We start from the raw sequence: 24,939 nt of genomic DNA on the forward strand, positions 1-24,939 counted from the left end.
AGTAACTATAATGAATTGATAAATAGCATTTGTAGAAAGTTAAATAAAAGCGTAAAATGAGCTATGTTAAAAAAATTAATAAGATTAGGATGATATTCATGTTTTTACCACTTATATTACTAATAATAATAGTACTACTTATTATTATAGTATTTATAGATCATCGTGTTATGCAAAATAAACTTGAAACTGAAAGTTATGCTAAGGATCAATTAGTAACTAAAATAAGTACAGTTACTCGTGAAAATACAAATTTGAAAAACAAAATGTTGGATATTGATTCAAATAATGACACGCATCACCATGGTCTCAGAAAAGCTAAACAAGATTTAACAGTCATTTTAAATGAACAAAAAGAACAAGGTGTAATAGCGTACTTCGATATTATTGCTACTGGTAATTTAGCTGTTAAGCATCCTCTATTTGAATACGCAAGAGCTTTTGACTATATTGTTTTTACTGAAAAAGGAATCTTTAATATTAATGTCAAAAATTGGAAGCAAAAAACTTTTTATCACTTTACACCTGATTCAGCAGAACAAACTGAAATTGATAAAGAGAATTCAGTACATCAAATTGTAGGAAGATATATTGCCAATCAATTTCATGGACAATTTCAATCATCGCGTTCTACAACTTATACATTTATAGAACGTATTAAAAACAATTCTGTCATTTATGACTTTTACAATTATGATCCTTATGAACAAGCTTCTAAAAACACTCAAGCATTAGAAGCAAAAATCCAAGAACGTTTAAATCAACAAATTCCAAATGTTGGTCTAGTCTACTTCACAGATGGTAGTGTTAATTTAATCGATGGTCCAGCAATTAGAAATAATTACGTGGAAACTGTTTCTTCAAAATCTTCTTTACAAAAGATTATAAAAGAGACTTTAAATTCAAATAATGATGTTTTAACTAAAGAACAATATGATAAATTAGTTGCACGTTTTAGCTAATTTAACAAAACAAACCTGTTACTTAAAATAAATTTAAGTAACAGGTTTATTTTATACTTTATTTTCCTACTAAATAATATAAAGGCATATCAGCTAATTAGAATAAATTTACTTACTCCAAAGGTTTATTTGGTCATTTTTAGCCTGTGTTTCAGCTTGTTTAAATACTTCTCTATACTTTCCATTTGGAGAAAAATATTTTTCTCTAGCTAATCCTCTTTTCACCAATTCCTCATTGAACATCGTTTTATCATCTAGCCATACATATGCTAATATTCTACCATAGCGATCTTCTTTTTCTTTATCATATTCTAAGTACACATCTTTATTCGTTAAATGTTTTTTAGAATAATCCGATGCTTCTTTCCCATATGGCTCTACAGGCGTATTAGGTTTAACAGTCTCTGGTGTATCCATACCTATTAACCTAACCTTCAATTGTTCATTATCACTGTTTTTAGCAACTAAAGTATCTCCATCTACAACACGATCAACATGAACCTTTTCTGAATTATCAGGCCCTGAAGATGTATCACTACTACCATTTTCTTGAAATGGTCCCGTATGATTAATAAATTGAAATGCTAATACACCCAATACAATTACTATTGCAATCAAAGATGTCGTTTTCTTTTTTGATTCCACTGTTGCACCCACTTCTTTTTAATTGTCCAAATTATCATATAGAAAAAAGCGCCCTGCGTCAACAAAACAAATATACTTTCTAACCAATGAAAAAATTACTGAGCTATTTATTACGCGATTATAATCTTCCAATATAGAAACTATTCATGTTAAAAATTTCCTTTTCAAATGTAATTATTAGTTTATTTAAAAATTAGAAATTCAATCGAATCTATTTGATTTTATTTATCTATTTAAATAACTCATGCTATAATACTTGATGAATAGGAGTGAACAAGTTGAGTATATTTAAAGAGAACATGATAACGATTATCGCAGTTATTATAGCTATCATTATTGGTATGGTATTACAATTTCAATTCGAATTACCCCCAATGGTATCAGCAGTTGTAGCTATTTTCTTAGGCCTCTTAGTTGGTTTTATCGTATTTGTAATCCAAGCAATTGTCACTAAAAATAAGAATAAATAAATTTAACTGCCGCATATTCAATGCTGGCAGTTTTTTACTTTAACATTAAATAATTTTATATCTAGCCTTTCTAAACTTATGTGAATAATAGTTCAGTGGGCGACTTCTCCCACTGATTTCATTTAATTAGTTTAATCTTTACCTAATTGCAATTATATCTTAAAATTATTATCTAATACTCTTTCATATGAAACTAAGCAATAAAATTAGTGTGTGATGTCACAACTTCATAGTGACAAATGTCATGATTTAAATTCACCTCAAATAGATTTACATAATAAAAATATTGTCACTAAAAATAGCTAACCTCATATATATTATGAGATTAACTATTCTTTCTCTATGATTTAGTTGTCTATTAGATTACTTATCGATACTATAAATAATAATTAGGCTAATAATTATTTATAGCTACCCATATTTCACTGTAAGCAACGTTTTGTTCATTATCTTTAAAATTAGTAAATGAAAACATTGGCAAATCAGATAATTCATATTCTGAATCAGGTAACCACTCAGAATAAATTTTAGCATAAGTATCCTGTAAAACTCTTGGATACTCTCCTTCATTTTCAAAAACAACCCATTTACTTGCTTTAAAGTTTAAGATTTCTAATTGCTCACTAGGGTTACTTTCAGTAGTTAAAACACCAATCATATGTGTCAATTCGCCTTGCTCTTTTGTAAATGATTCATCAGCATCATATGACACATTTACGATTTCTTTAGGTTCTATATTTTGTAATTGATGCATTTCTTCTTTTTGTGAATTTGTAATGCTTTTTGCCAATTCTACAATTTCCTCATTAACTCCTTCAAATTGCATAGGCACTCGTTTTTGAACACCGACAATATTAAATTCAGGTTGCTCTACGATTCTTGATTTCATATTTATTCCTCCTTTGGTATTAATAGAAAATGAAAGTTTAGGAAATGATATTAAAATTTGATGTTCATAAACTTGCGATGGCAAGTAACCACTCCAAGCTTTAAACGCTCTTGTAAATCCATCAACGGAATAGCCATATTTTGTAGCCACTGTTGTAACTGAATACTTATTTAGTAAATCCTTATTAGCAAAATATAATTTTCTCTTTTTGATATATTCCGACAAACTCATCTCAGATAAGAATATAAATAAATTTCTGTAATGCTGTTCAGGTATACCAATATAATTTGATATATCAGACAAATTCAACTCATTTGTTAAGTTATTGTCTATATAATCTATAGACTGATTTAATTGGTTTATAATCATTTCCATCACCTTTCACCTATATAGTAATCAATTTTTATAAATTCAACTCGACTATTTAAATATAAAAAATATCGATTGTTTTTGATGGCTTTAAATTCAAAAACTATATTTAATATTAAAGAAGTAATATCTAAATTTATACTACTTAAGACTCACTTAGGTTCTTAATATGTTACTTATGATAATAGCTACCTATTTGGTAACCTTGATAAAATAAAAAAACTGAGACAAAATGTCTCAGTCTAAATATTAACGCTCTTTTATAAAAGTTAGAATTGCATGAAATTCTTGTTCATTCGCTGAAAAAGTACGCTCTTCAATTTCTCGCACTGTAGAATTCAATAATTTATAACCAGCAACTTCATCATCTTGTAAATAAGCATTAATGCTGGATTCTAATTCCTTTAACGTTGTTGCCTTTAATGTAGATAATTTAACTTCTTGCATATTGCCATCCCCTTTAGAATCTTAAATTTATATTGCTTATATCATACTATTTAGACGAATGACATTCAAACAATAAAACATAAATGTACGCAATTCAATAAAATTATTTCACTCTTAATATAACTCTATATTGACGCGACTTATAGCTTATTTTAAAATTAAAGTTCACTAAGTATGATTGAGGTGATTATTTTCTTTAAAACAAAAGAAGTGCGTGCGTTTATTATCTATTTTGCAGTATGTCTTACTTTATTTATATTATATTTGATACCATTTTCGCATGCAATATTTGGTTAATAGCTTATATGTAAAATTAAGCTATTTGATTGAAATAACACAGTAATTTAAACTGAGTTATTTCAATGTTTTTTTGTCCAACTCAATCTATTTCACCTTTCAAAAATTGATTTTATTTAATCTTTTGAAATTGTTATTCAATGTTAATTCTTTTATTTATAAAACTAGACACCTTTCCTTCAGTCCAATAGTTTTTTAATCACTGTTGATCTTTTATTGCATCTGCTAACTGTGAATTTAAAAGCTTTCCAGTTTGCTTAAGTTGTTTCACTATATCTTCTTTATCATTTTGACTGCGATTTTGGCTTAACTTATATGCAGCTTCTAATTTATCTACTTTTACTTTAAATCCAATTATTCCATTTATTTGTTGTTTTGTTTCTTCTGATAAGTTTCCCCACGTTGCACCATTTAAATGACTACTTTCATATCTATTTAATATCATACTTAAATCTTTTTTAATTGCTCTTCATTTAATAACTATCCTGTACCATATGCGTGAACACTTTGATAATCCCACGTTGGAACATCCTCATTTTCATACCAAGTTGAAGATATATAACCATTTGCCCCTGAAAAAATAATTAATATTTTGTCATTTCCGTCTATTGATTGCTATTGTTTATTAGCCTTTGCAAAATGCCCTGATAAATATAAACTATTCTCTTTGTCTTCAATATTAAGTGGTAAATATGTTGCAGTAGGTGTGGATTCATGATTAGTTACAATAGTTGCAAAATTATTAGTTGCTATAAAATCTTTTATATTTTGATAATCTTTCATTTCATAATATTTAGGTATATACATATAAAAGCCCCTAATAGATGATTAATGTAAAAACATTCAACCTTTAACCTTATTCTATTATATATACAAATTTATAAAATTACTTCTAAAAAATGATTCCATATTACAGCATTTAAAATAGTCTATTTTAGTCATACAAAAATACACTCCCTAAATGTGTGCACTTTAATATGACTAAAGTGGTTATTTTAGGGAGTGCCTTAGATTAAAATGGCTTTTGATAATCTACTTTTGAACTAGGGAGTTCTATATATAGTTTAGCATCGTTAAGTCAATTATATATATTAGGGAAAGCCCTAAATAAAAATAACTTCTCAGTTGTATTTACTCGTTATATCTAAAATCATTTCTCCATAAATTTCGCACATTAATGGAAAATTTTATAACATATTTTTTAATTAACACTTACATTGATTTCAATATCTATTGTTTCTTTTAATGCCTTTGAATATGGACAATAATTATGCGCTTTTTCTACATACGATTCTGCATCTACTTGACTAAGATCTTTAACTGTTACATCTAATTCAGCAGCCAATTTAACACCGCCATCTGTTTTGTCCGGTAATAAGTAAGCTGTTACACGCACTTCTGGTTCAATTGAGCCTTTACCATCGCTTTTTAAAATGTGCATAAGTGCATTATTGAAACATGAGCTATAGCCAGCTGCAAATAATTGTTCTGGATTTGATTCAGTAACACCGTTTCCTCCCATTTCTTTCGGTACAGCTAAATCTTGATAAAAAGTATTGTCTTCACTAAAAACTTTACCATCTCTACCACCATTGCTAATAACAGTAACTTCGTATAATGGTTTTACCATTCCAACCACTCCTTTTAATTAAATAATTTATTCTTGCCTTAATGAATTATTCTCAATTCATTAATAATATAACATTAATTTTAAAATATTAAAAATTAAAAGATAAACTAAATAACGCTAAATCAAATAAACAACAATTTTATTCAAATACATTAAGTAAAGTGAATATTTTACAATTGTAAAGAAATGTATGTTCATGTTGTAATTAGTACTAATTTGTTAAAAGTGAAAAATAACTTTTAGCAAACAAGGCTTCCGTATATTGCACCCATTCTGCACCCAAAACGCTCAACATAATAAAAGTGGGTGCAAAAAAACAACCCGAGACCATCCTATTAGAATGACTCGAGTTGCTTATATACCTAGTGTTTAACCCCTTTGTTTAGCACCTAGTATTGTTTGATATATTGTTCTCTTTCCCATTCAGAAACTTGAGTTCTGTAGTAATCCCATTCAATTGATTTAGAATTAATGAATTGGTGATAAATATGATTACCAAGTGCTTGTTTAATTGGCTCATTGTTCTTCATAGCTTTAATTGCTGTATATAAAGTTGAAGGTAAATCTTCAATGCCAACTGCTTCGCGTTCTTCACGGTTCATCTCATAAATGTTTTGGTTAACTGGTTCTGGTACTTCTAATTTATTTTTAATACCATCTAAACCAGCTTGTAAGATTGCTGCTAATGCTAAGTATGGATTTGCTGCTGGATCGACTGAACGTACTTCAACACGTGTTGATAATCCACGAGATGATGGTACACGAATTAATGGTGAACGGTTTTTACCACTCCATGCAATATAACAAGGCGCTTCATAACCTGGAACTAAACGTTTATATGAGTTTACTAACGGATTACATACACCTGTGAATCCACGTGCGTTTTTCAAGATACCTGCAACAAAGTGGAATGCATCTTTAGTCATTTGCATATCACCATCTGGATCAAAGAATGCATTTTCTTTGCCTTTAAACAATGACATATTAAAGTGCATCCCGCTACCATTCACACCAAATAATGGTTTTGGCATAAATGTTGCATGTAGATTATGTTGGCGAGCAATTGTTTTTACAACAAGTTTAAATGTTTGGATATTATCACATGCGGTAATCGCATCTGCATATTTAAAGTCAATTTCATGTTGTCCTGGCGCAACCTCATGATGACTCGCTTCAATATCAAAGCCCATATCTTCTAACTCTAATACGATGTCACGACGACAATTTTCACCTAAATCCGTTGGTGCTAAATCGAAATAACCACCATCATCATTTAGTTCTAATGTTGGTTCACCTTTTTCATCTAATTTGAATAAGAAGAATTCAGGTTCAGGCCCTAAGTTTAATTCTGAGAATCCTAGCTCTTTCATATCATTTAACACACGTTTTAAGTTTGCACGAGGGTCCCCTTCAAATGGTGTACCATCTGTTTTATATACATCACAAATTAAACGAGCAACTTTACCTTGCCCAGCAGTCCATGGGAAAATAACCCATGTATCTAAATCAGGATATAAGTACATATCAGATTCTTCGATACGTACGAAGCCTTCGATTGAAGAACCATCAAACATCATTTCGTTATCTAAAACTTTTTCTAATTGACTAACTGGTACTTCAACGTTTTTAATAACTCCTAAAATATCAGTAAATTGCAATCTTAGATATCTTACATTTTCTTCTTTAGCAAACTTATGAATATCTTCTTTGGTAAATGAACGTTTTGGCATTGTAAATGTCCCCCATTATTTTATTTGATAAAGCGTGATAAGTCTCCACGATTTATCGGAATTGCTTCTCGCTGCGGTTTCTGAGTGGCTTCAACTATCATTTGTTTTCTTGTCTCTTGTTCATCATCAGTCAGGTGATCTTGATCATTTTTTATAATTTGTTTAATTCCTTTTATATTAAAACCTTTTTCAATTAAGCTTTTAATTTCTAAAAGTCGTTCCAAATCATTTAATGAAAAAAGTCTTTTGTTCCCGTCTGATCTATGTGGTTTAAGCAGTTCATGTGTTTCATAATAACGAATTTGTCTTGCAGTCAATTCGCTTAATTTTGTTACAACACTCATAGGGAAAACCGGCATACTTCGTCTTAATGTATCATTTGACTTCAATCCGATCACCTCTATTTTTGAACTTGTAATAAATTTAGCATAATAACTAAATTAATTCAAAGATATGTAAGGTTTTCTTACATGTCATTTAACCCCTTGCTATAACTACTCTCAAGACGCTTTCTAATCATTAATCAGATGAATTTTTAGAAAATCCCTTAAATTTTTTCAAAAAATACCATATATTTTGCCTATGATTCATAAAATTAGTACTCAATTTTAGTTCATCATAAAATAAAATATATGGTAAATAATTATTATTTATACAAGTTGTTGTGTTTTTAATTTTTGTGCCGCTCTAGTAACAGCTAATTTAACGTGTTCATATGTTAAACCACCTTGTACATACACTTCATAAGGTGGCCTTATCGGGCCATCTGCCGATAATTCTATAGAAGACCCCTGTACAAAGGTACCTGCCGCCATGATTACATCATCTTCATAACCAGGCATGTAAGCTGGTTCTGGACTGAAATGTGCATTTATTGGAGAAGCTTGTTGGATACTTTGGCAAAATAGAATCATTTGTTCTTTTGTATCAAATGATACAGTTTGTATCAAATCAGTTCTCTCTACGTCATAGCGCGGTGCTGTACGCATATCCATTTTCTCTAATAATAAACTAGTAAACAAAGCGCCTTTTAAACTTTGGCTTACTACGTGTGGCGCAAGAAAAAATCCCTGATACATTTCTTGAAGTGAATTTAACGAAGCACCCGCTTCTTTACCTATACCTGGCGCAGTTAATCGATAACCACATCTTTCTACTAACGTTTTTTCACCTGCAATATAACCACCAATTTTTGCTAAGCCGCCACCTGGATTTTTAATCAATGATCCTGCAATTAAGTCTGCACCACATTCAATAGGTTCACGTTTTTCAACAAATTCGCCGTAGCAATTATCTACAAAAATGATTATATCAGGATATTGTGCTTTTATTTGTTGTATTGCCTGTTCGATTAAATCTAATTTAATTGAAGGGCGTTGATCGTAACCTTTCGATCTTTGGATAGCAATTACTTTTGTTTGTGGTTTAATTTGTTTGAACACGGCTTGAATATCAATGTCGCCCTCTTTTAAATCGACTTTATCATAACTCACGCCATGTTCTTTCAAACTTTCTATCCCATTGCCATTAATACCTATTACTTCTAACAATGTATCATATGGGTTACCTGTAATATATAAAAGTTCATCTCCATATTTCAAAATACTCTGCAAGGCAATTGTAATCGCGTGTGTACCAGAGATAATTTGAGGTCTTACAATGGCATCTTCCGCTTTAAAAGCGTGTGCATAAATTGCTTCAAGGTGATCTCGACCTAAGTCATCATAACCGTATCCTGTAGTACCTTGTAAGTCATTTTCTGTTGCTTTGACTGCATGAAAAGCATTTAATACTTTTTCTTGATTCTCATAGGCAACCTCTTCAATATATTTAAAATAAGGTTCTAATGTTTCTTCAGTTTCTGCAATCAGTTGTTTCATCTCTTCCATTAATCATTACTTCCTTCTACTCTTTTTTATAGCCTTTTACTTCATAAGTCGCGGTCATTTCATTAAAATTCAATTCAGAAACCAATGAATTTTGTTTTAAAAAATATAAACGATTGGCATCTGAACTCGGTACATCCTCTTCATAATAAGTTAATACTTTTTTCACTTCATTATATAAAAGTTCTTTAACCTTTTCTACATCTTTATGTTCTTTACTTGAAACAAAAACATGTGGTTTATTTGTAGCTGGCAATGTCCCTTCATGCAAATCTTTTTTATTAAAGATAATCGCTTGGGGGATTTGTCCCATTTCTAAATCACCAATAATTTGATTCACCGTATCATATTGCGCTCGATATTCTGGATGACTACTATCTACTACATGTAACAGTAAATCTGCATTTTTAGCTTCTTCTAAGGTGGATTTAAAAGCAGCAATGAGCGTTGTTGGTAATTTTTGTATAAAACCAACCGTATCAGAAATAATGAGATTAAACCCATCGTTAATTTGAATTTGTCTCGTTTTAGGATCAAGCGTTGCAAACAACAAATTCTTTTCATATGTTGTTTCTTTAGCTAATGCGTTAAACCACGATGATTTACCAGCATTTGTGTAGCCAACAAGTGCAACTTGAAACACATGATTTTGTTCGCGATTGTTACGATAACGTTCACGATGCTCTACTACAGTTTCTAACTGGTGCTTGATTTCATTCATTCTTGTTCTTATATGTCTGCGGTCCATTTCAAGCTTTGTTTCACCAGGGCCTCTTGTACCGATGCCACCACCTAAACGCGATAAACTTCTCCCGTGTCCCTGCAATCTAGGCATTAAGTAATCTAATTGAGCTAATTCTACTTGTAATTTTCCTTCTTTACTACGTGCTCTTAAAGCAAATATTTCTAATATAAGCTGTGTTCTATCAATGATTTTAACATTTAAATTACCGTTAAGTGTCTTAGATTGCGCTGTTGTCAATTCATCGTTCGCCACGATAACATCAATATCATGAAATTCAACATATGCTTTTATCTCATCTAATTTACCTTTACCAACATAATATTTGTTATCAACGTTTATTCTATTTTGAGTAAATTGCTCTTGAACATCCAATTGACATGTTCTGGAAAGAGATGCCAACTCTTCCATAGTAGATTCGAAATTAAAATCATTATCTGTTTGAGCATGTACTCCAATTAATATAGCTGTCTCTAATTTTTGTTCGGTCGTATGCGTTTGATATTGGGTCATAATATGCACCTCTTTTCCAAGTTTTCTTAGCCATTCTATCACAGTGCCAATATAAAGACTATAAACTCAAATTGTGTTAAATTAATATAAAGAGGTGAATTAAAATGACTATATATGATATAGAAGTTCAACAGCCAAATGGAGAAACATATTATTTAGACACATATAAAGATAAAGTTATGCTGATTGTGAATACTGCTAGTGAATGTGGATTCACACCTCAGTTTGAAGGTTTACAAGAATTGTATGAGAAATATAAAGATCAAGATTTCATCGTTTTAGGGTTCCCATGTAACCAATTCGGTGGTCAAGAACCTGGTAACGGTGAAGAAGCCACACAAAATTGCAAAATTAATTACGGTGTTTCTTTTCCAATGCATGAAAAAATAGATGTTAAAGGAGAAAACCAACACCCACTTTATAAATTTTTAACAGAAGCGCAAAATGGGTTATTCAACGAAAAAATTAAATGGAATTTCACAAAATTCTTAGTTGATAAACAAGGGAACGTCGTTCATCGTTTCTCTCCACAAAAGAAACCAACTCAAATTGAATCTGAGATTGAAGCTCTACTTTAATATAATTAGAAGCATTTGAAATAAGAATCTCAATAAATGTTCGAATAATTTTTAAAAGCAATAAGATCATAATTCAGACTATGTAATTTAATAAGTTACACTTTAAACCGATGATTAATAAAGATTTAGTTATCGCTACTTATAGAAAGATACTAAAGATAGGGACTTAAATACCCTTTCTCAAAAGGACTAATCCAGATTTAAAAAATGGATTAGTCCTTTTTATTTACAAATCTCACTGCTTTGAACATAAGAGTGAGAGTATGCCATAAGCTATATATTTTCAAAAAAGTGAAAACGCCAGTTTCTATTTATCTCAATAGAAACTGGCGTTCATGCTTTAGACAGAGATATTTACGTCTCTGCCTCTTATACTTTATACATAAAGTATCATATTAAATGTTAATTTTTAAAATGTAGTATTTATGCTTCCTCATTAGTATTTGAATCGTCAATTGTAAATGTACTAATCGCATGTTTGTAAATTAAATGCTGTTTGCCTTGTGATAATAAGCATACTAAATACTTATCATAATCTTCGATAATACCTTTCATTTGAAAACCATTCACTAAAAACACAACTACCTTTGTTTGATCAGCCTTAAATTGCCCAAGGAATTTATCTTGGATGTTCTCTGTTGTATTCATATTATGTTCTCCTTTTCTGTATTTGGACTGAAACCTCTTCTAACATCAATGATAGTGACATTTTCTCTCTATCTAACCACAACACGTCGAGCTTGTTTTTAAACCAAGTCATTTGTCGCTTAGCGTAATTTCTAGAATGCTGTTTTAATTTTTCAGTTGCTTCATCTAAACTTAATTCTTGTTTGATGACTGGTACAATTTCTTTGTATCCTATCGCTTGCATACTTTGACTAGTTTCATATCCGTTATCAACGAGTTGTTGCACTTCACTAACTAATCCACGCTCCAACATTATATCTACGCGTTTATTAATTCTTTGATATAATATGTCACGCGACATTTCTATCCCTAATAATAATGTATCATAATTTTCAGTAAATTGTTGTACTTTCTTGCGAGAACTTAAAAGTTTTTTTGTTTTTAAATAATATTGTATCGCTCTTCTAACTCTTTTTCGATTATTTGGGTGTATTTCTTGTGCAGATACCTCATCAAAAGACGCCAAGTATCGATGCAACGCCTCATTTGATAATTTATCAAGTTCAGATAACTTTGCTTCAATTTCTAAACTTTTCTGTTCTGAAATAGTTTCATCTTCAAACTCATAATTATAGATAAGAGATTGAATATATAGACCTGTGCCGCCTGCAATAATAGGCACACGTCCTCTCGCTATAATATCTTTAATTAATCGTTGTGCTCTATTTTTAAATTCATATGCTGAAAAGTTTTCATCCGGTTCTAAAATATCAATCATATGATGAGGGATACCTGACATCTCGTCTTGCGTAATTTTAGCAGTTCCAATATCCATTTGTTTATAAACTTGCATTGAATCACCACTAATAATTTCACCGTCCACTTTCTTTGCTAATTCAATGCTAAATTCTGTTTTGCCCACAGCCGTTGGTCCTACTAATACGATTAAAAATGGTTTGTCGCTTTGCACGTGTATCAACTCTCTTTTTCTATTTGTACTTTTTTAAAATTTGTTTTTCTATCCACTCATACATATGTTGCCATGTTTCTGTATAACCTTGCTCAAATAATACTTCATGCCTCTTGTTTTTATACAAGTGTACAGTGATATGCTTAACCCCTGCTTTTTTATATAAATTACCTAATTTTCTTATTCCTTTACCATATTCACTTAATGGATCATCTTTACCAGATATTAATAAAATTGGAAGACTTGGATTGATTCTTTTCATATTTTTACCACTGCTTGTCAGTAACATATGTTTCATTGATTCGTAGATCAATTGGTTAGATACCAAGAAACCTGTATAAGGATCTTTGATAAATTGTTTCACTTCTTCAGGATTACTAGATAACCAATCACTTGTTGTTTGCTGATTAACTATATTTTTGTTAAATGTTCTATACATAATACGATTCAACCAATTTAAACGCCGTTTTTTCCCTGAAATTAGTGTGATTAATTTCAAAACCATTCTTAGCAATACAGCTTTATATTTAGGATATTGTGTAGTTCCTGATAAAATTACCCCTTGTGCAGCATCTGGATATTTTTGAACAAAAATGCGTGCAATAATTGACCCCATAGAGTGTCCGATTACAATGTAAGGTATATTATAATAATGTGCACACATTGTTTGTGCTATTTCATATGTATCATCAGCTACTTGCGACATATTATCAATATTTCCTCTTTCACTATCGTCGATCTCTTTACCATGACCTCTATGGTTATGACGCAATACATCGTAACCTTGTTGATTTAACGATTCAACTAGATGATCGTATCTATCCATATGCTCAGCCATACCATGAAGTAAATGCACGATACCAATTGTTTCATTTTTAGCTTTATCTAATTTAACTTCTAGCATTGTCCCGTCTGAAACTGTTATTTTAAATTCATTTTTACTCATGTGTTTAGCCTCCCATACCATACGATTATCATTATCTATATTATACAATATACCTTCAAAATATCATGTTATCAAATACTACGCTAAGTGTTTAGTCATAAGTGACAATTTCTATTTCATAAAAAGCAGCTACCAACTCAATAGAGTCAGTAGCTGCTTTTCTTTTAAACTTTGTAGCACAAAATTTTAAATAATTATTCTTTTTCTGCTGGTTGTTGGTTACCAGTTTGTGCTTCATCAATAGCAATTTGTAATTCTTTTGTATAAGCTTCTTTTTGAATATTAGTGTAACCTAATAAGTCGCTCATAACTTCAATAACTTGCTCTTTATAATTTAATACATCATCAATTTTGAAATAAAGTTTACCCGTACGACGAATAAAGAAGTCAGTTGGACGGTACACCATTTCATTTTGTATTGAATAAATTAATTCCGTATAAATATCTAATGGCAATCCAGTATCTTGATGTTGAGCTGTTTGTGCAATTTTAAATAATTCTTCAGCATTAGAACCATACTTAGAAGCAAAGTGACGTGCTGTTGCTTCGTCTATTTGGTATGATTTAGCTTCTTCAACTTTTTGGTCGATGAATTGTTCAAAGTTTTTACTGCCACCAACATCTCCACCAGAAATTGTTAAATGTTTTGTAGCACATTTAGCAAATTTCATACCATATTGCTCTTTCAAACGTTTTGATAATAAGTCTACAATTTCTAAAGCCATGTGACGGTAACCAGTTAATTTACCACCAGCAATTGTTAATAGACCTGATTTACCTTCCCAAACTTCATCTTTACGAGAAATTTCAGATGGGTCTTTACCTTCTTCTAAAATTAATGGTCTAATTCCAGCCCATGATGATTCAATGTCTTCATCTTTAACGTCTACATCTGGGAACATATAATTAATTGCCTCAATTAAGTAATCTCTGTCTTCTTGTGTAGCAAGTGGTGAAGCTTTGTCGTTATTGTAGAATGTATCTGTTGTACCTACATAAGCTTTACCTTCACGTGGTATAGCAAAAATCATACGACCATCGTTTTCAGTATCAAAATAAACAGCTTGACCTAATGGGAATTTAGATTGATCAATAACAATGTGAACACCTTTAGTTAAGCGTAATTGTTTATTATTTCTAGCGTAGTCACCACTGCGAACTTCGTCTACCCATGGACCACTTGCATTGATAACTTTTTTAGCTTTTACTGGATAAGTTTCATTGTTAATTTGATCTTCTACTTGAATACCATTAACTTGTTCATTGGAATCATATGTGAAATGAATAGATTTTGTATGGTTAATAATCGTTGCGCCTTTTTCTTCTGCACGTTTCATAACTTCTATTGTTAAACGCGCGTCATCAGTACGATACTCAACGTAAGAACCTCCACCTTTAAGACCAGATTTTTTAACAAGTGGTTCTTTTTCTAATGTTTCTTTAGCATTTAACATTGTTTTGCGTTCTGCCTTTTTAACACCAGCTAATCTATCATACATTGTTAAACCGATAGCAGTAGTGAATTTACCCATTGAACCACCTTTGTGCATTGGTAAAAGCATACGCTCAGGTGTTGTTACGTGTGGTCCATTTTCATATACAATTGCGCGTTCACGACCAGTTTCTGCTACAACTCCAACTTGTAGTTGTTTCAAGTAACGTAAGCCACCATGTACTAATTTAGTAGAACGTGAGCTTGTACCTTGTGCAAAGTCTTGCATTTCTACTAAAGCAACTTTCATACCTCTTTGACTAGCATCTAAAGCAATACCTGCTCCAGTAATACCGCCGCCAATAATGACAACGTCAAAATCTTTATTTTTCAAATCTTTCTTGATCTGTTCTCTTTTTAATGTTGATAAACTCATAAAAACTAGGCCTCCTAAAATAATAAAAAAAGAGAGACTCATCCCATACATATATAATTGTACGAACTGAATCTCTCATTTCTCATCTCTGTATTATTAACTTACCCATATTGTAGCATACATAACAACTTTTAGTCTATTTTTTTATTCATCTTCTAATTTAAAGACTTGAGTTGCTTCTACAGCTTTTTTCCAGCCTTTATATAATTTTTCTCTTTCTTTATCTTCCATATTCGGTGTAAAATCTTTTTCAAGTTTCCAACGATTAGCAATTTCATCTTTACTATCCCAGAATCCTACAGAAAGTCCTGCTAAGTATGCAGCACCTAAAGCTGTCGTTTCATTAATCTCTGGGCGTTCTACACCAACGTTTAATAAGTCAGCTTGGAATTGCATAATGAAATTATTTTTTACAGCGCCACCATCAACACGTAGATTATTGACTGTAATGTCAGAATCTTTTTCCATTGCTTCTAATACATCACGCGTTTGATAACATAATGATTCTAATGTCGCACGGATGAAATGTTCTTTTTCTGTACCACGTGTTAAGCCGAAAATTGCACCTCGTGCTTCTGCATCCCAATAAGGTGTACCTAAACCAACAAACGCTGGTACAACATATACACCTTCTGAAGATTCAACACGCTCAGCGTAATTCTCTGATTGTGGAGCAGAATTAATCATTCTAAGACCATCACGTAACCATTGAATTGCAGAACCAGATACGAAAATAGAACCCTCAAGTGCATAATTCACTTTACCATCTATCCCATATGCAATAGTTGTTAATAAACCACTCTTAGATGTAACAGCTTCTTCACCAGTATTCATCAACATGAATCCACCAGTACCGTAAGTGTTTTTCACATCACCACGGTTAAAACAAGCTTGTCCAAATAAAGCTGCTTGTTGGTCACCAGCAATACCAGAAATCGGTACTTCTTTACCGAAGAAGTGATAATCAATTGTATTTGCATAAACTTCACTTGACGCTTTCACTTCAGGTAGCATAGAATTAGGAATTTCTAAAATATCAAGTAACTCTTGATCCCATTCTAACTCATGAATGTTATAAATTAATGTACGACTTGCATTTGTATAATCTGTAATATGTGCTTTACCACCAGATAATTTCCAAACTAACCACGAATCAATTGTTCCGAATAATAGTTCGTCATTATCAGCTTTTTCTCTCGCACCTTCAACATTATCTAAAATCCATTTTACTTTTGTACCTGCAAAATAAGGATCTAATAACAAACCTGTTTTCTCACGGAATTTATCTTCTAGTCCTCGTTCTTTTAAATCTTGACAAATGCCTTGAGTTTGACGAGATTGCCATACAATTGCATGGTAGATAGGACGTGAAGTTTCTTTATCCCATACTACTGTTGTTTCACGTTGGTTAGTAATACCGATACTAGCGATTTGATCTGCACCGACATTTTCTTCATTTAAAACTTCAGCGATAACCGCTAAAACTGATGTCCAAATTTCATTTGCATCATGTTCTACCCAACCTGATTTAGGGAAGAATTGTTTAAATTCGCGTTGTGCTACACCTTTGATTTTACCATCTTGGTCAAAGAGAATTGCTCTTGAACTTGTAGTTCCTTGGTCAATTGATAAGATATATTTTTCCATAATTATAATCTCCCTTTTATCATGTTCGCTTTTTACATAGTATATGTAAAATTTGACACTTTAAACGTCTAATTTACACATTGCCAAATAACTCACTCTACAAACATGCTTTTATTACTTATATTTATATATTATAAAGCCTGTTTATATTTTAACTTATAAACAGGACTGTTGAAACTTAATTAATAAACCGATTCGATACCTTTTGCACTTTTAGATTTATTTAACACAATACCAAGGGCAACTGTAACTATTAGTAATACTATTGCTACAACTGACATCATATCAAATGCCCCTTTGTAAACTAATCTATAAATAACAGCACCAATCATACCACCTGTGATAGGACCTAAAACAGGAACAATTGCATAACTCCAATTCGAATTACCTTTACCTGCAATTGGTAATATCGCATGCGCAATACGCGGACCTAAGTCACGAGCTGGGTTAATCGCATAACCAGTTGGACCACCTAAACTTAAACCAATTGCAATAATCAAGCTACCAACGATTAATGGATTTAAACCGTCAGCGATTTTATTCATACCTATAAACATTAAGCCTAATGTTAGAGCAGCAGTACCAATAATTTCACTTAAGAAGTTTGCAAAATAGTTTTTAATTGCAGGCGCAGTAGAGAATACACCTAATTTCGCTCCTTGATCTTCCGTTTGTTTCCAGTGTGCTAAATACATTAACCAAACAACGATACCACCAGTAATACCACCTAGAATTTGGCAAATTATATACCCTGGTACCATGCCCCAACTTAAAGCGCCATCCATAGCGAACGCAAGTGTTACCGCGGGGTTAAGATGCGCGCCAGAAATATTACCGACAGCATAGACTCCCATTGTAACCGCAAGTCCCCAACCTAATGCAATAACAACCCAATCCGCGCCGTTACCAGCACTTTTTTTCAAATTGACGTTGGCACAAACGCCTCCCCCAAATAATACTAATATTGCTGTTCCCAAGAATTCAGCAAAATATACACTCATAGAGACTCCTCCTAAAAATAGATAGAGAGACCCCTACAATTATAGCCAGTTTCGAACCACCGGTTTAATTACTGTAGAAATCTCCCATCTCTGTTCTAATTATTAACTTGAATTCATCTTACACCGATTTTGTAAGCGTTGTCAAACATTTTGTTAAAATCTTGTCACAAATTAATTCTCAGTAACAGCTTTTTCAGTAATAAAAAATTGTTTAGTTTCGCAATTAATTTCTGCTTCAACACCATAAGGCAATATATGTTTAGGTTCGTTATGACCAAATGACAAATTATATAATATAGGTAATTGCTTGAGTGGTTCTACGTTGAAAAATGTCAATATTTCATCTTTATATTGCTCATAATAAGTATTGTTAAATGGTTTACCGAATATTATACCGTTAACTCTATGGAACACTCCCTTTTTAAGCAATTGAAACAACATGTCTCTAAATTCATCAGGGTTAGGCATATCTTCCGAAGTTTCTAAAAATAAAATAGCCTGTTCAAAATCATTTAGTTGTGGAAATAATTCAGAATCTTTAATATCTACAAGTGTTTCCAAATTCCCACCTATTAAGTGTCCTTTGATATTAACTTGTCCTTGTCCCTGTAGGAAAATATATCCTTGTTGTTGTATAATCGGTCTCGCTATTGCTTTATTTTCAACATTCCAACTTATTCCATAAGGTCTAATATATTTTGCAGGTCTCACTTCACCAATTGGCTCACTATTAAACCAATTCTTTTCTATATCCTTTATAGTATAACAATCCATGTTAATATTCTCTGCAAAATCTGTTAACAACGCTGGACCGTAAAAACTAGTGATGCCCATTTTATAAAACATCATATGTACTGTTGTTGAATCTGAAGACCCTGAGAAAATTTTCGGGAAGTTTCGGAGTGCTTCACGATCTACATAAGGCCATATCCTAATCGCATCATCTCCACCAATACAACTTATAATAGCTTTAACTTCTCTATCTCTTATAGCTTCATTTAGGTCTGAGGCACGCAATTCTGGATGTTGTTGTATAAACTCACTGCCCTTTAGTGCATATGGCATTATTTTTACTTTCAAACCGAAAATCTCTTGTAACCTTTGTATTCCTTGATATGTTCGCCACATAATAGAATCATCACCTGCGATACCTGATGATAGCGATACAATAGCAACCGTATCTCCCCGTTTTAACTTTTGCGGTTTTAACATAATTAATCACCCTTTAAAAATTTTATAAAAAAAGCTAGCTCATTTAATGCGGCAATGAGATTACCTTATGCTTAAATGGCTAACTTTTGAATTTAATTTGTTGTTTTTGAATTAATTTTTAAAAATGCTTTACAATTGTTTTAATTTGAATTAATTTTTAAAAATGCTTTACAATTGTTTTAATTTGAATTAATTAAAGTACTATCGATTTACCATAAATGTCTGTCACTTGTGGTAATATATTTAGCACCATTTTCGACCGCGACTTCAACTTCATCTACTGTGTTGATTAAGCCTCCAGCTATTACAGAAGTATTTGTTTCTTCATTAATAATTTGAATTACTTTACTGGCAATTCCTGGTAAAACTTCTACATAATCAGGTTCTACACGTTTAATTAATTCTATGCTTCGTGATAAAGCGTGACTATCTAATATAAACACTCGAAAAACAGTCGTTGTATTCAATGATTTCGCCTTATTGATTACCTTTGTTTTTGTAGAAACTATACCCTTAGGATGATAATTTTGTATGATATATTCGCATGCAAATTCATCATGACTCATACCTTTAATTAAATCGATATGCATATACGTTTCAATTTTGTTCTTCTTAAGTAATTCCATGATGCTTTTAACATGTCCAATATGTGTATCTAGTAACACACATTCTTTATAATCCGTTTGTATCATTTTCTCCAAGTCTTTCATTGATCGAATAGCTGGTAAAATATGTGGTTTCATCCACTAACCTCCTAGATAATTCGTTTGAACAGTCGCTCTAATTCATAATTTGAAAAGTTTATAATAATCGGTCTGCCATGTGGACAAGTAAAAGGATCTTCAGTTTCTCTTAATTGATTAACTAAATCAGCCATTTCATTATTTTTCAAATAGTGATTAGCTTTAATAGATTGTTTGCAACTCATCATAATTGCAGCTTCTTCACGTATTTTTTTGACATTAACTTTCTTATGCTCTAATACATATTCAATCATATCTTTTATAATTTCTTCCGCTTCAGACGCAGGGAACCAAACTGGATAACTATCTACTATATAATCATTACCACCAAATGGTTCTAAATGCACACCAACTTTATCTAATTCTTCTTTGTGTTGATTTATAATCATCAGTTCATCTGTAGAAAAGTGGAACGTTAAAGGAATTAATAAATTTTGAATTTCATTTGAAACTTCACCAATTTTCTCTCTAAAATACTCATATTTAATCCGTTCTTGAGCCGCATGTTGATCAATCATATACATACCTTGTTCGTTTTGAGCAATTATATATGTACCATGGACTTGGCCAACTACTTCCATATAAGGTACACGTCTTGAGGCATCTTTACTAACACTACCTTTGATATCTTGACTTGCGATATCTTGCTCCATGTCATCTTGGTTAAAAGTTTCGTGTCGGTTCTTCTGATCGAGCGTTGATTCTTGTTCATAAGTATCCATTTCATTTAATAACGCTCTTTGTGATTGTGCATACTCGTCATTATTGACATCTGTTTCCTGTATAGTTGATTGAATATCATTATTATTATGCTTATTTTCAGTATTATATTGTAATTGAGTTTGCGATTTTGGTTCATGACTTTCATGGTTTTCATAGCCTTGTACCTCATCACGAAAAGGTTGTTGTTGAAGTTCGTTTTGTTGTTTACGTTTTTCAAAATCCATTTTTTGCTGTTCAAATTTATCCAGCACTTTATTTTTCTTAGTGATTTTATCCATGTCGTTTTGCGGAATTAAAATACGATCTTGAAATGCTTCACGAATTTTTTCAACTATTAATTCAAAGAGTTGATCTTCTTTGGAAAGTCTTACTTCTAGTTTAGTCGGATGTACATTGACATCTACTAGTATAGGGTCCATTTCTATATTAATGTAACAAATAGGGAATCGGCCAATCATCAATAGCGTATGATAACCTTCCTGAATTGCCTTATTAAGTAAAAAGTTTTTAATATATCTACCATTTATAAAAATAGAAATATAATGTTTATTACTTCTAGAGTGCTCAGGTTTTGCGACATAACCTTCTAAATGGTAATCACTCGTATCTCCAGTAATATGAACTAAATCTTTAGCTACTTTCATACCATATATTTCAGCCATAACTTCATTTGTACGGCCAGAGCCATTCGTCTTAATAATAGTCTTACCATCAGAAATCAATGAAATACGTATATCAGGATGACTCATTGCCATACGATTCACAATATCCGTTATTTTACCTAATTCTGTATATAAACTTTTAATATATTTGAGACGTGCAGGTGTATTATAAAATAGTGATTCAACTAAAATATCTGTACCGCGTTTAGCTTTTGCTGGTTTTTGATTAAGAATTTCACCATTTTCGACATAAATTTCTTGCCCTTCTTCATTGTCTGTACAAGTCTTCAGTGTCACTTTCGACACTGAAGATATACTTGCTAAAGCTTCTCCTCGGAAACCTAGCGTACGTATATGGAACAAATCGTCATCTTGATCTAATTTACTCGTAGCATGGCGATGAAATACGAGCCCTAAATCATCTATGGCAATCCCTGTACCATTATCGACTACGCGGATAGACTCAACACCAGACTGCGCTACTTCTATATTGATTTCGGTCGCTTGGGCATCAATGGCATTCTCTAATAATTCTTTAACTACTGATCCTGGACGTTCAACAACTTCTCCAGCAGCAATTTTATTTGCTAATGATGTCTGTAACTCTTTAATTTTACCCATTTGACTTCACCTCTATTTCAATTGTCTTTGTAATTCACTTAGTTTCACAAGTGCTTCTATAGGCGTCATATTAGATAGGTTTAATGTTTTAATTTCATTTTCAATTTCACTTTGTTTTGCAGATGTATCGAATAAATCAAATGTCGCCTGTTCAAATTGACTTTGCTCTTGGCTAGCAGATTTCTTAGCATCTGGTGTTTGATATTGATACGTTGCATGTGAGTCATTTACTGAATCATTAAATGGCTCGTTGCTACTATTCTCTAATTCCACAGTATTTACGTCAACTTTAGTTTCTTGTTTATTGCTTTGTTCAAAAGCATCTAATATTACTTGAGCTCTATCAATCACTGCATCCGGTAAATTTGCTAATTTAGCTACTTGTATACCGTAACTATCATCAACCGCACCGTCTTTCACCTTATGAAGGAATATCAATTCACCTTTATATTCATTTGCTGCAACATGTACATTTTTCAAACAAGGCAACGACTGATCTAGTGTAGTCAATTCATGGTAATGTGTTGAAAATAACGTTTTAGCATTTGAAGTATGTGCAACATATTCAATCATCGCTTGGGCTAATGCCAAACCATCATAAGTTGATGTACCACGTCCTATTTCATCAAAAATGATTAGGCTGTCTTCAGTAGCATGAGCAAGTGCTTTTTGCGCTTCTAGCATTTCAACCATAAATGTACTTTTACCTGAAACTAAATCATCGGCAGCACCAATTCTAGTAAAAATTTGATCAAAAACAGGTAATGTTGCCGATTCACATGGTACATAAGCTCCCATCTGCGCCATGATACTAATAATGGCTACTTGTCTCATATAAGTTGATTTACCTGACATATTTGGACCAGTAATCAAATATATAAATGTATCTTGATTAAGTGCACAATCATTAGGCACATAGTCATTATGATCCATCACACGTTCTACAACTGGATGTCTCGAATTAATAAGCTCTAACGTTTTATCTTCGCTAAAAGTAGGCCGTGCATAATTATATTTTTGAGCAATTTCTGCAAAACTTTGTAAACAATCAAGCTCCGATATCACTTTTGCTTGTTTTTGTAATCGCTCTGTATATGATTTAATTTGCTCTCTAAGCCCTACAAACAATTGATACTCTAATTCAATTGCTTTGTCTTCAGCACCTAGGATAATATCCTCTTTTTCTTTCAACTCGTCTGTTATAAAACGTTCGGCATTTGAAAGTGTCTGCTTTCTGTGATAACCAAAAGCTGTCGGGTCAAAACCTTGTAAGTTAGCTCGTGTGATTTCAATAAAGTAACCAAACACTTTATTAAAACTGATTTTCAGTGATTTAATGCCAGTTCTTTCACGTTCTTTGGCTTGTAATTCTGCTAGCCATGTTTTCCCGTTTTTTGAAGCTTCCAAATAACTATCTAATTCACTGTTAAAGCCAGCTTTAAACAAGCCGCCCTCTTTAACTGAAATCGGTGGTTCTTCTTTTAAACTTTCTTCTAATAAAACTAATAAATCATCTAAAGGTTCTAATGCTTTAAACTGTGCAGTCATTTGTTCATCGAAATCTTCTAATAAGTGTTTAATATTTGGGATTTCTGAAATTGAATGTTTCAACTGAATCAAATCACGTGCATTGACATTGCCATAGCTCACACGTCCCACTAATCTCTCAATATCATATACTTGATTTAAATGATTACGTAAAGTGTCTCTTTCAATAAAATGATTTATAAATTGACTAACTGTATCTAAACGAGACTCGATTTGTGATTTTTGAATAAGCGGACGATCAATCCATTGCTTTAAGCGTCTAGCCCCCATGGGTGTTTTAGTTTCATCCATTAGCCATAACAATGTACCTTTTTTAGTTTTCAAACGTATACTTTCAGTCAATTCTAAATTACGTTTTGCATAGAAATCCATTTTCATAAAATCAATAGCTTCGTACTTAATTACAGTTTCAATATGTGATAAATCTCTTTTTTGTGTATGGTGGATATAATCTAACAATAGTTGAGTTACATTAAACAAATATGTTTCCGTCATATTATTCACTTCATAACTCGCATTAGAAATATCTGATAACACAGTAATTGTCTCGGTAGTTAAACTAATTTGGCGTTTTAACGTTTCACCAATTTCTTCATTAACAACGATTTCATTAGGATTAATTGTTGTAATTTCATTAATTAATGTCGCTTCATCTGCAAAATGAGTAGCCTTCAATTCACCTGTTGATACATCACAATAACTTAATGCATATGATGATGCACCTTGAATAAAACTTAATATATAATTGTTTTGCTTTTCATCGACGCCACCTTGGTCCATCACTGTCCCCGGTGTAACTATACGTACCACTTCTCGGCGAACCATACCTTTTGTCTGCCTTGGATCTTCCATTTGTTCACAAATAGCTACTTTATAGCCATTACTGATCAAAGTTTCAATATAACCATCCGCAGAATGATAAGGCACACCGCACATTGGTATTGGGTCTTCTTTTTTAGCGTCACGTTTTGTTAATGTTATTTCTAAAACTCTAGATGCAACTTTAGCATCCTCGAAAAACATTTCGTAAAAATCCCCTAATCTAAAAAATAAGAGACAATCTTGATATTGAGATTTGATTTTTAAATACTGTTGCATCATTGGCGTTTGATTTGTCATATTAATATGTCACAGTCCTTTTTTAAATTCTTATGTATTTGTTTTCACTTAAACTTTTTGTTTTATAAATTAAATTAATGATTACTTTTCATCA

Annotated in this window: 21 protein-coding genes and 2 pseudogenes; 3 read left to right on the top strand and 20 right to left on the bottom strand. The window is 31.8% G+C overall.

What is annotated here, in order from left to right:
- Window positions 1-98 precede the first annotated feature (98 nt).
- Window positions 99-962 (top strand): hypothetical protein, encoded by an 864-nt coding sequence (locus ACSUE0_RS05085; RefSeq protein ID WP_436956365.1) that lies wholly within the window; start codon window positions 99-101, stop codon window positions 960-962.
- Between the two features lie 108 nt (window positions 963-1,070).
- On the opposite strand, the gene nucI is transcribed toward ACSUE0_RS05085, so the two are convergent.
- Window positions 1,071-1,607 (bottom strand): thermonuclease NucI, encoded by a 537-nt coding sequence (gene nucI / locus ACSUE0_RS05090; protein ID WP_119615292.1) that lies wholly within the window; start codon window positions 1,605-1,607, stop codon window positions 1,071-1,073.
- A 278-nt stretch (window positions 1,608-1,885) separates the two neighbouring features.
- Here nucI and ACSUE0_RS05095 point away from each other — a divergent pair, with 278 nt between their 5' ends.
- Window positions 1,886-2,077 carry a LapA family protein gene (locus ACSUE0_RS05095; protein ID WP_119614600.1) on the top strand — a complete coding sequence of 64 codons (192 nt, stop codon included), beginning with the start codon at window positions 1,886-1,888 and terminating at the stop codon, window positions 2,075-2,077.
- A gap of 394 nt (window positions 2,078-2,471) precedes the next feature.
- Here the strand turns inward: ACSUE0_RS05095 and ACSUE0_RS05100 are convergent, their stop codons facing one another.
- The 9 genes and pseudogenes from ACSUE0_RS05100 to hflX form a co-directional block, all read right to left on the bottom strand.
- Window positions 2,472-3,341, bottom strand: coding sequence for a GyrI-like domain-containing protein (locus tag ACSUE0_RS05100; protein ID WP_436956368.1), 870 nt, complete (start codon window positions 3,339-3,341; stop codon window positions 2,472-2,474).
- Between the two features lie 243 nt (window positions 3,342-3,584).
- Window positions 3,585-3,782 carry a hypothetical protein gene (locus ACSUE0_RS05105; RefSeq protein ID WP_017724353.1) on the bottom strand — a complete coding sequence of 66 codons (198 nt, stop codon included), beginning with the start codon at window positions 3,780-3,782 and terminating at the stop codon, window positions 3,585-3,587.
- Window positions 3,783-4,278: 496 nt separating this feature from the next.
- Complete coding sequence (locus tag ACSUE0_RS05110; RefSeq protein ID WP_436956370.1) at window positions 4,279-4,524, bottom strand: hypothetical protein; 246 nt, start codon at window positions 4,522-4,524, stop codon at window positions 4,279-4,281.
- A gap of 35 nt (window positions 4,525-4,559) precedes the next feature.
- Window positions 4,560-4,886, bottom strand: a pseudogene (locus ACSUE0_RS05115) (FMN-binding negative transcriptional regulator).
- 394 nt (window positions 4,887-5,280) lie between these two features.
- Window positions 5,281-5,709, bottom strand: a complete 429-nt coding sequence (locus tag ACSUE0_RS05120) for an Ohr family peroxiredoxin (RefSeq protein ID WP_436956372.1) — start codon at window positions 5,707-5,709, stop codon at window positions 5,281-5,283.
- A 389-nt stretch (window positions 5,710-6,098) separates the two neighbouring features.
- Complete coding sequence (gene glnA / locus ACSUE0_RS05125) at window positions 6,099-7,439, bottom strand: type I glutamate--ammonia ligase (RefSeq protein ID WP_107530903.1); 1,341 nt, start codon at window positions 7,437-7,439, stop codon at window positions 6,099-6,101.
- 20 nt (window positions 7,440-7,459) lie between these two features.
- Window positions 7,460-7,828 carry a MerR family transcriptional regulator gene (locus ACSUE0_RS05130; protein WP_017724349.1) on the bottom strand — a complete coding sequence of 123 codons (369 nt, stop codon included), beginning with the start codon at window positions 7,826-7,828 and terminating at the stop codon, window positions 7,460-7,462.
- A 261-nt stretch (window positions 7,829-8,089) separates the two neighbouring features.
- Entirely contained in the window at window positions 8,090-9,328 is a 1,239-nt protein-coding gene (locus ACSUE0_RS05135; RefSeq protein WP_436956374.1) for an aminotransferase class I/II-fold pyridoxal phosphate-dependent enzyme, read from the bottom strand.
- A gap of 16 nt (window positions 9,329-9,344) precedes the next feature.
- Window positions 9,345-10,580 carry a GTPase HflX gene (gene hflX, locus ACSUE0_RS05140; RefSeq protein ID WP_119614604.1) on the bottom strand — a complete coding sequence of 412 codons (1,236 nt, stop codon included), beginning with the start codon at window positions 10,578-10,580 and terminating at the stop codon, window positions 9,345-9,347.
- Between the two features lie 104 nt (window positions 10,581-10,684).
- On the opposite strand from hflX, the gene ACSUE0_RS05145 reads away from it, so the two are divergent.
- The gene (locus tag ACSUE0_RS05145) at window positions 10,685-11,158 is read left to right on the top strand and encodes a glutathione peroxidase (RefSeq protein WP_436956376.1); all 474 of its coding nucleotides are present in this window, start codon (window positions 10,685-10,687) and stop codon (window positions 11,156-11,158) included.
- Window positions 11,159-11,581: 423 nt separating this feature from the next.
- On the opposite strand, the gene hfq is transcribed toward ACSUE0_RS05145, so the two are convergent.
- The 10 genes and pseudogenes from hfq to mutS form a co-directional block, all read right to left on the bottom strand.
- Entirely contained in the window at window positions 11,582-11,806 is a 225-nt protein-coding gene (gene hfq, locus ACSUE0_RS05150) for an RNA chaperone Hfq (RefSeq protein WP_119614606.1), read from the bottom strand.
- Between the two features lies 1 nt (window position 11,807).
- The gene (miaA, locus tag ACSUE0_RS05155; protein ID WP_436956379.1) at window positions 11,808-12,755 is read right to left on the bottom strand and encodes a tRNA (adenosine(37)-N6)-dimethylallyltransferase MiaA; all 948 of its coding nucleotides are present in this window, start codon (window positions 12,753-12,755) and stop codon (window positions 11,808-11,810) included.
- Between the two features lie 19 nt (window positions 12,756-12,774).
- On the bottom strand, window positions 12,775-13,701 hold the full coding sequence (locus ACSUE0_RS05160) for an alpha/beta hydrolase (protein ID WP_119614608.1): 927 nt from the start codon (window positions 13,699-13,701) through the stop codon (window positions 12,775-12,777).
- 194 nt (window positions 13,702-13,895) lie between these two features.
- On the bottom strand, window positions 13,896-15,569 hold the full coding sequence (locus ACSUE0_RS05165; RefSeq protein ID WP_436956381.1) for a glycerol-3-phosphate dehydrogenase/oxidase: 1,674 nt from the start codon (window positions 15,567-15,569) through the stop codon (window positions 13,896-13,898).
- A gap of 144 nt (window positions 15,570-15,713) precedes the next feature.
- Window positions 15,714-17,216 carry a glycerol kinase GlpK gene (gene glpK, locus ACSUE0_RS05170; protein WP_119614610.1) on the bottom strand — a complete coding sequence of 501 codons (1,503 nt, stop codon included), beginning with the start codon at window positions 17,214-17,216 and terminating at the stop codon, window positions 15,714-15,716.
- A gap of 182 nt (window positions 17,217-17,398) precedes the next feature.
- Entirely contained in the window at window positions 17,399-18,217 is an 819-nt protein-coding gene (locus ACSUE0_RS05175; RefSeq protein ID WP_119614294.1) for an MIP/aquaporin family protein, read from the bottom strand.
- 171 nt (window positions 18,218-18,388) lie between these two features.
- A complete protein-coding gene (locus tag ACSUE0_RS05180; protein WP_436956384.1) occupies window positions 18,389-19,429 on the bottom strand; it encodes a S66 family peptidase in 1,041 nt (346 codons plus the stop codon).
- Window positions 19,430-19,638: 209 nt separating this feature from the next.
- Window positions 19,639-20,172: a glycerol-3-phosphate responsive antiterminator gene (locus tag ACSUE0_RS05185; RefSeq protein WP_017724338.1), complete on the bottom strand. Its 534-nt coding sequence runs from the start codon at window positions 20,170-20,172 to the stop codon at window positions 19,639-19,641.
- 11 nt (window positions 20,173-20,183) lie between these two features.
- Window positions 20,184-22,178: a DNA mismatch repair endonuclease MutL gene (gene mutL, locus ACSUE0_RS05190; RefSeq protein WP_436956386.1), complete on the bottom strand. Its 1,995-nt coding sequence runs from the start codon at window positions 22,176-22,178 to the stop codon at window positions 20,184-20,186.
- Window positions 22,179-22,480: 302 nt separating this feature from the next.
- Window positions 22,481-24,845: pseudogene (gene mutS, locus ACSUE0_RS05195) on the bottom strand (DNA mismatch repair protein MutS); the annotation flags it as partial.
- Window positions 24,846-24,939 lie beyond the last annotated feature (94 nt).

The sequence above is a fragment of the Staphylococcus sp. AS1337 genome (genome assembly GCF_051408735.1).
Classification (GTDB): domain Bacteria; phylum Bacillota; class Bacilli; order Staphylococcales; family Staphylococcaceae; genus Staphylococcus; species Staphylococcus xylosus_B.

Coding starts and splice junctions, on each gene's coding strand:
- ACSUE0_RS05085 (WP_436956365.1), top strand. CDS start 99: ATGTTTTTACCACTTATATTACTAATAATAATAGTACTACTTATTATT.
- ACSUE0_RS05100 (WP_436956368.1), bottom strand. CDS start 3,341: ATGGAAATGATTATAAACCAATTAAATCAGTCTATAGATTATATAGAC.
- ACSUE0_RS05105 (WP_017724353.1), bottom strand. CDS start 3,782: ATGCAAGAAGTTAAATTATCTACATTAAAGGCAACAACGTTAAAGGAA.
- ACSUE0_RS05110 (WP_436956370.1), bottom strand. CDS start 4,524: ATGATATTAAATAGATATGAAAGTAGTCATTTAAATGGTGCAACGTGG.
- ACSUE0_RS05120 (WP_436956372.1), bottom strand. CDS start 5,709: ATGGTAAAACCATTATACGAAGTTACTGTTATTAGCAATGGTGGTAGA.
- glnA (WP_107530903.1), bottom strand. CDS start 7,439: ATGCCAAAACGTTCATTTACCAAAGAAGATATTCATAAGTTTGCTAAA.
- ACSUE0_RS05135 (WP_436956374.1), bottom strand. CDS start 9,328: ATGGAAGAGATGAAACAACTGATTGCAGAAACTGAAGAAACATTAGAA.
- hflX (WP_119614604.1), bottom strand. CDS start 10,580: ATGACCCAATATCAAACGCATACGACCGAACAAAAATTAGAGACAGCT.
- ACSUE0_RS05145 (WP_436956376.1), top strand. CDS start 10,685: ATGACTATATATGATATAGAAGTTCAACAGCCAAATGGAGAAACATAT.
- hfq (WP_119614606.1), bottom strand. CDS start 11,806: ATGAATACAACAGAGAACATCCAAGATAAATTCCTTGGGCAATTTAAG.
- ACSUE0_RS05160 (WP_119614608.1), bottom strand. CDS start 13,701: ATGAGTAAAAATGAATTTAAAATAACAGTTTCAGACGGGACAATGCTA.
- ACSUE0_RS05165 (WP_436956381.1), bottom strand. CDS start 15,569: ATGAGTTTATCAACATTAAAAAGAGAACAGATCAAGAAAGATTTGAAA.
- glpK (WP_119614610.1), bottom strand. CDS start 17,216: ATGGAAAAATATATCTTATCAATTGACCAAGGAACTACAAGTTCAAGA.
- ACSUE0_RS05175 (WP_119614294.1), bottom strand. CDS start 18,217: ATGAGTGTATATTTTGCTGAATTCTTGGGAACAGCAATATTAGTATTA.
- ACSUE0_RS05180 (WP_436956384.1), bottom strand. CDS start 19,429: ATGTTAAAACCGCAAAAGTTAAAACGGGGAGATACGGTTGCTATTGTA.
- ACSUE0_RS05185 (WP_017724338.1), bottom strand. CDS start 20,172: ATGAAACCACATATTTTACCAGCTATTCGATCAATGAAAGACTTGGAG.
- mutL (WP_436956386.1), bottom strand. CDS start 22,178: ATGGGTAAAATTAAAGAGTTACAGACATCATTAGCAAATAAAATTGCT.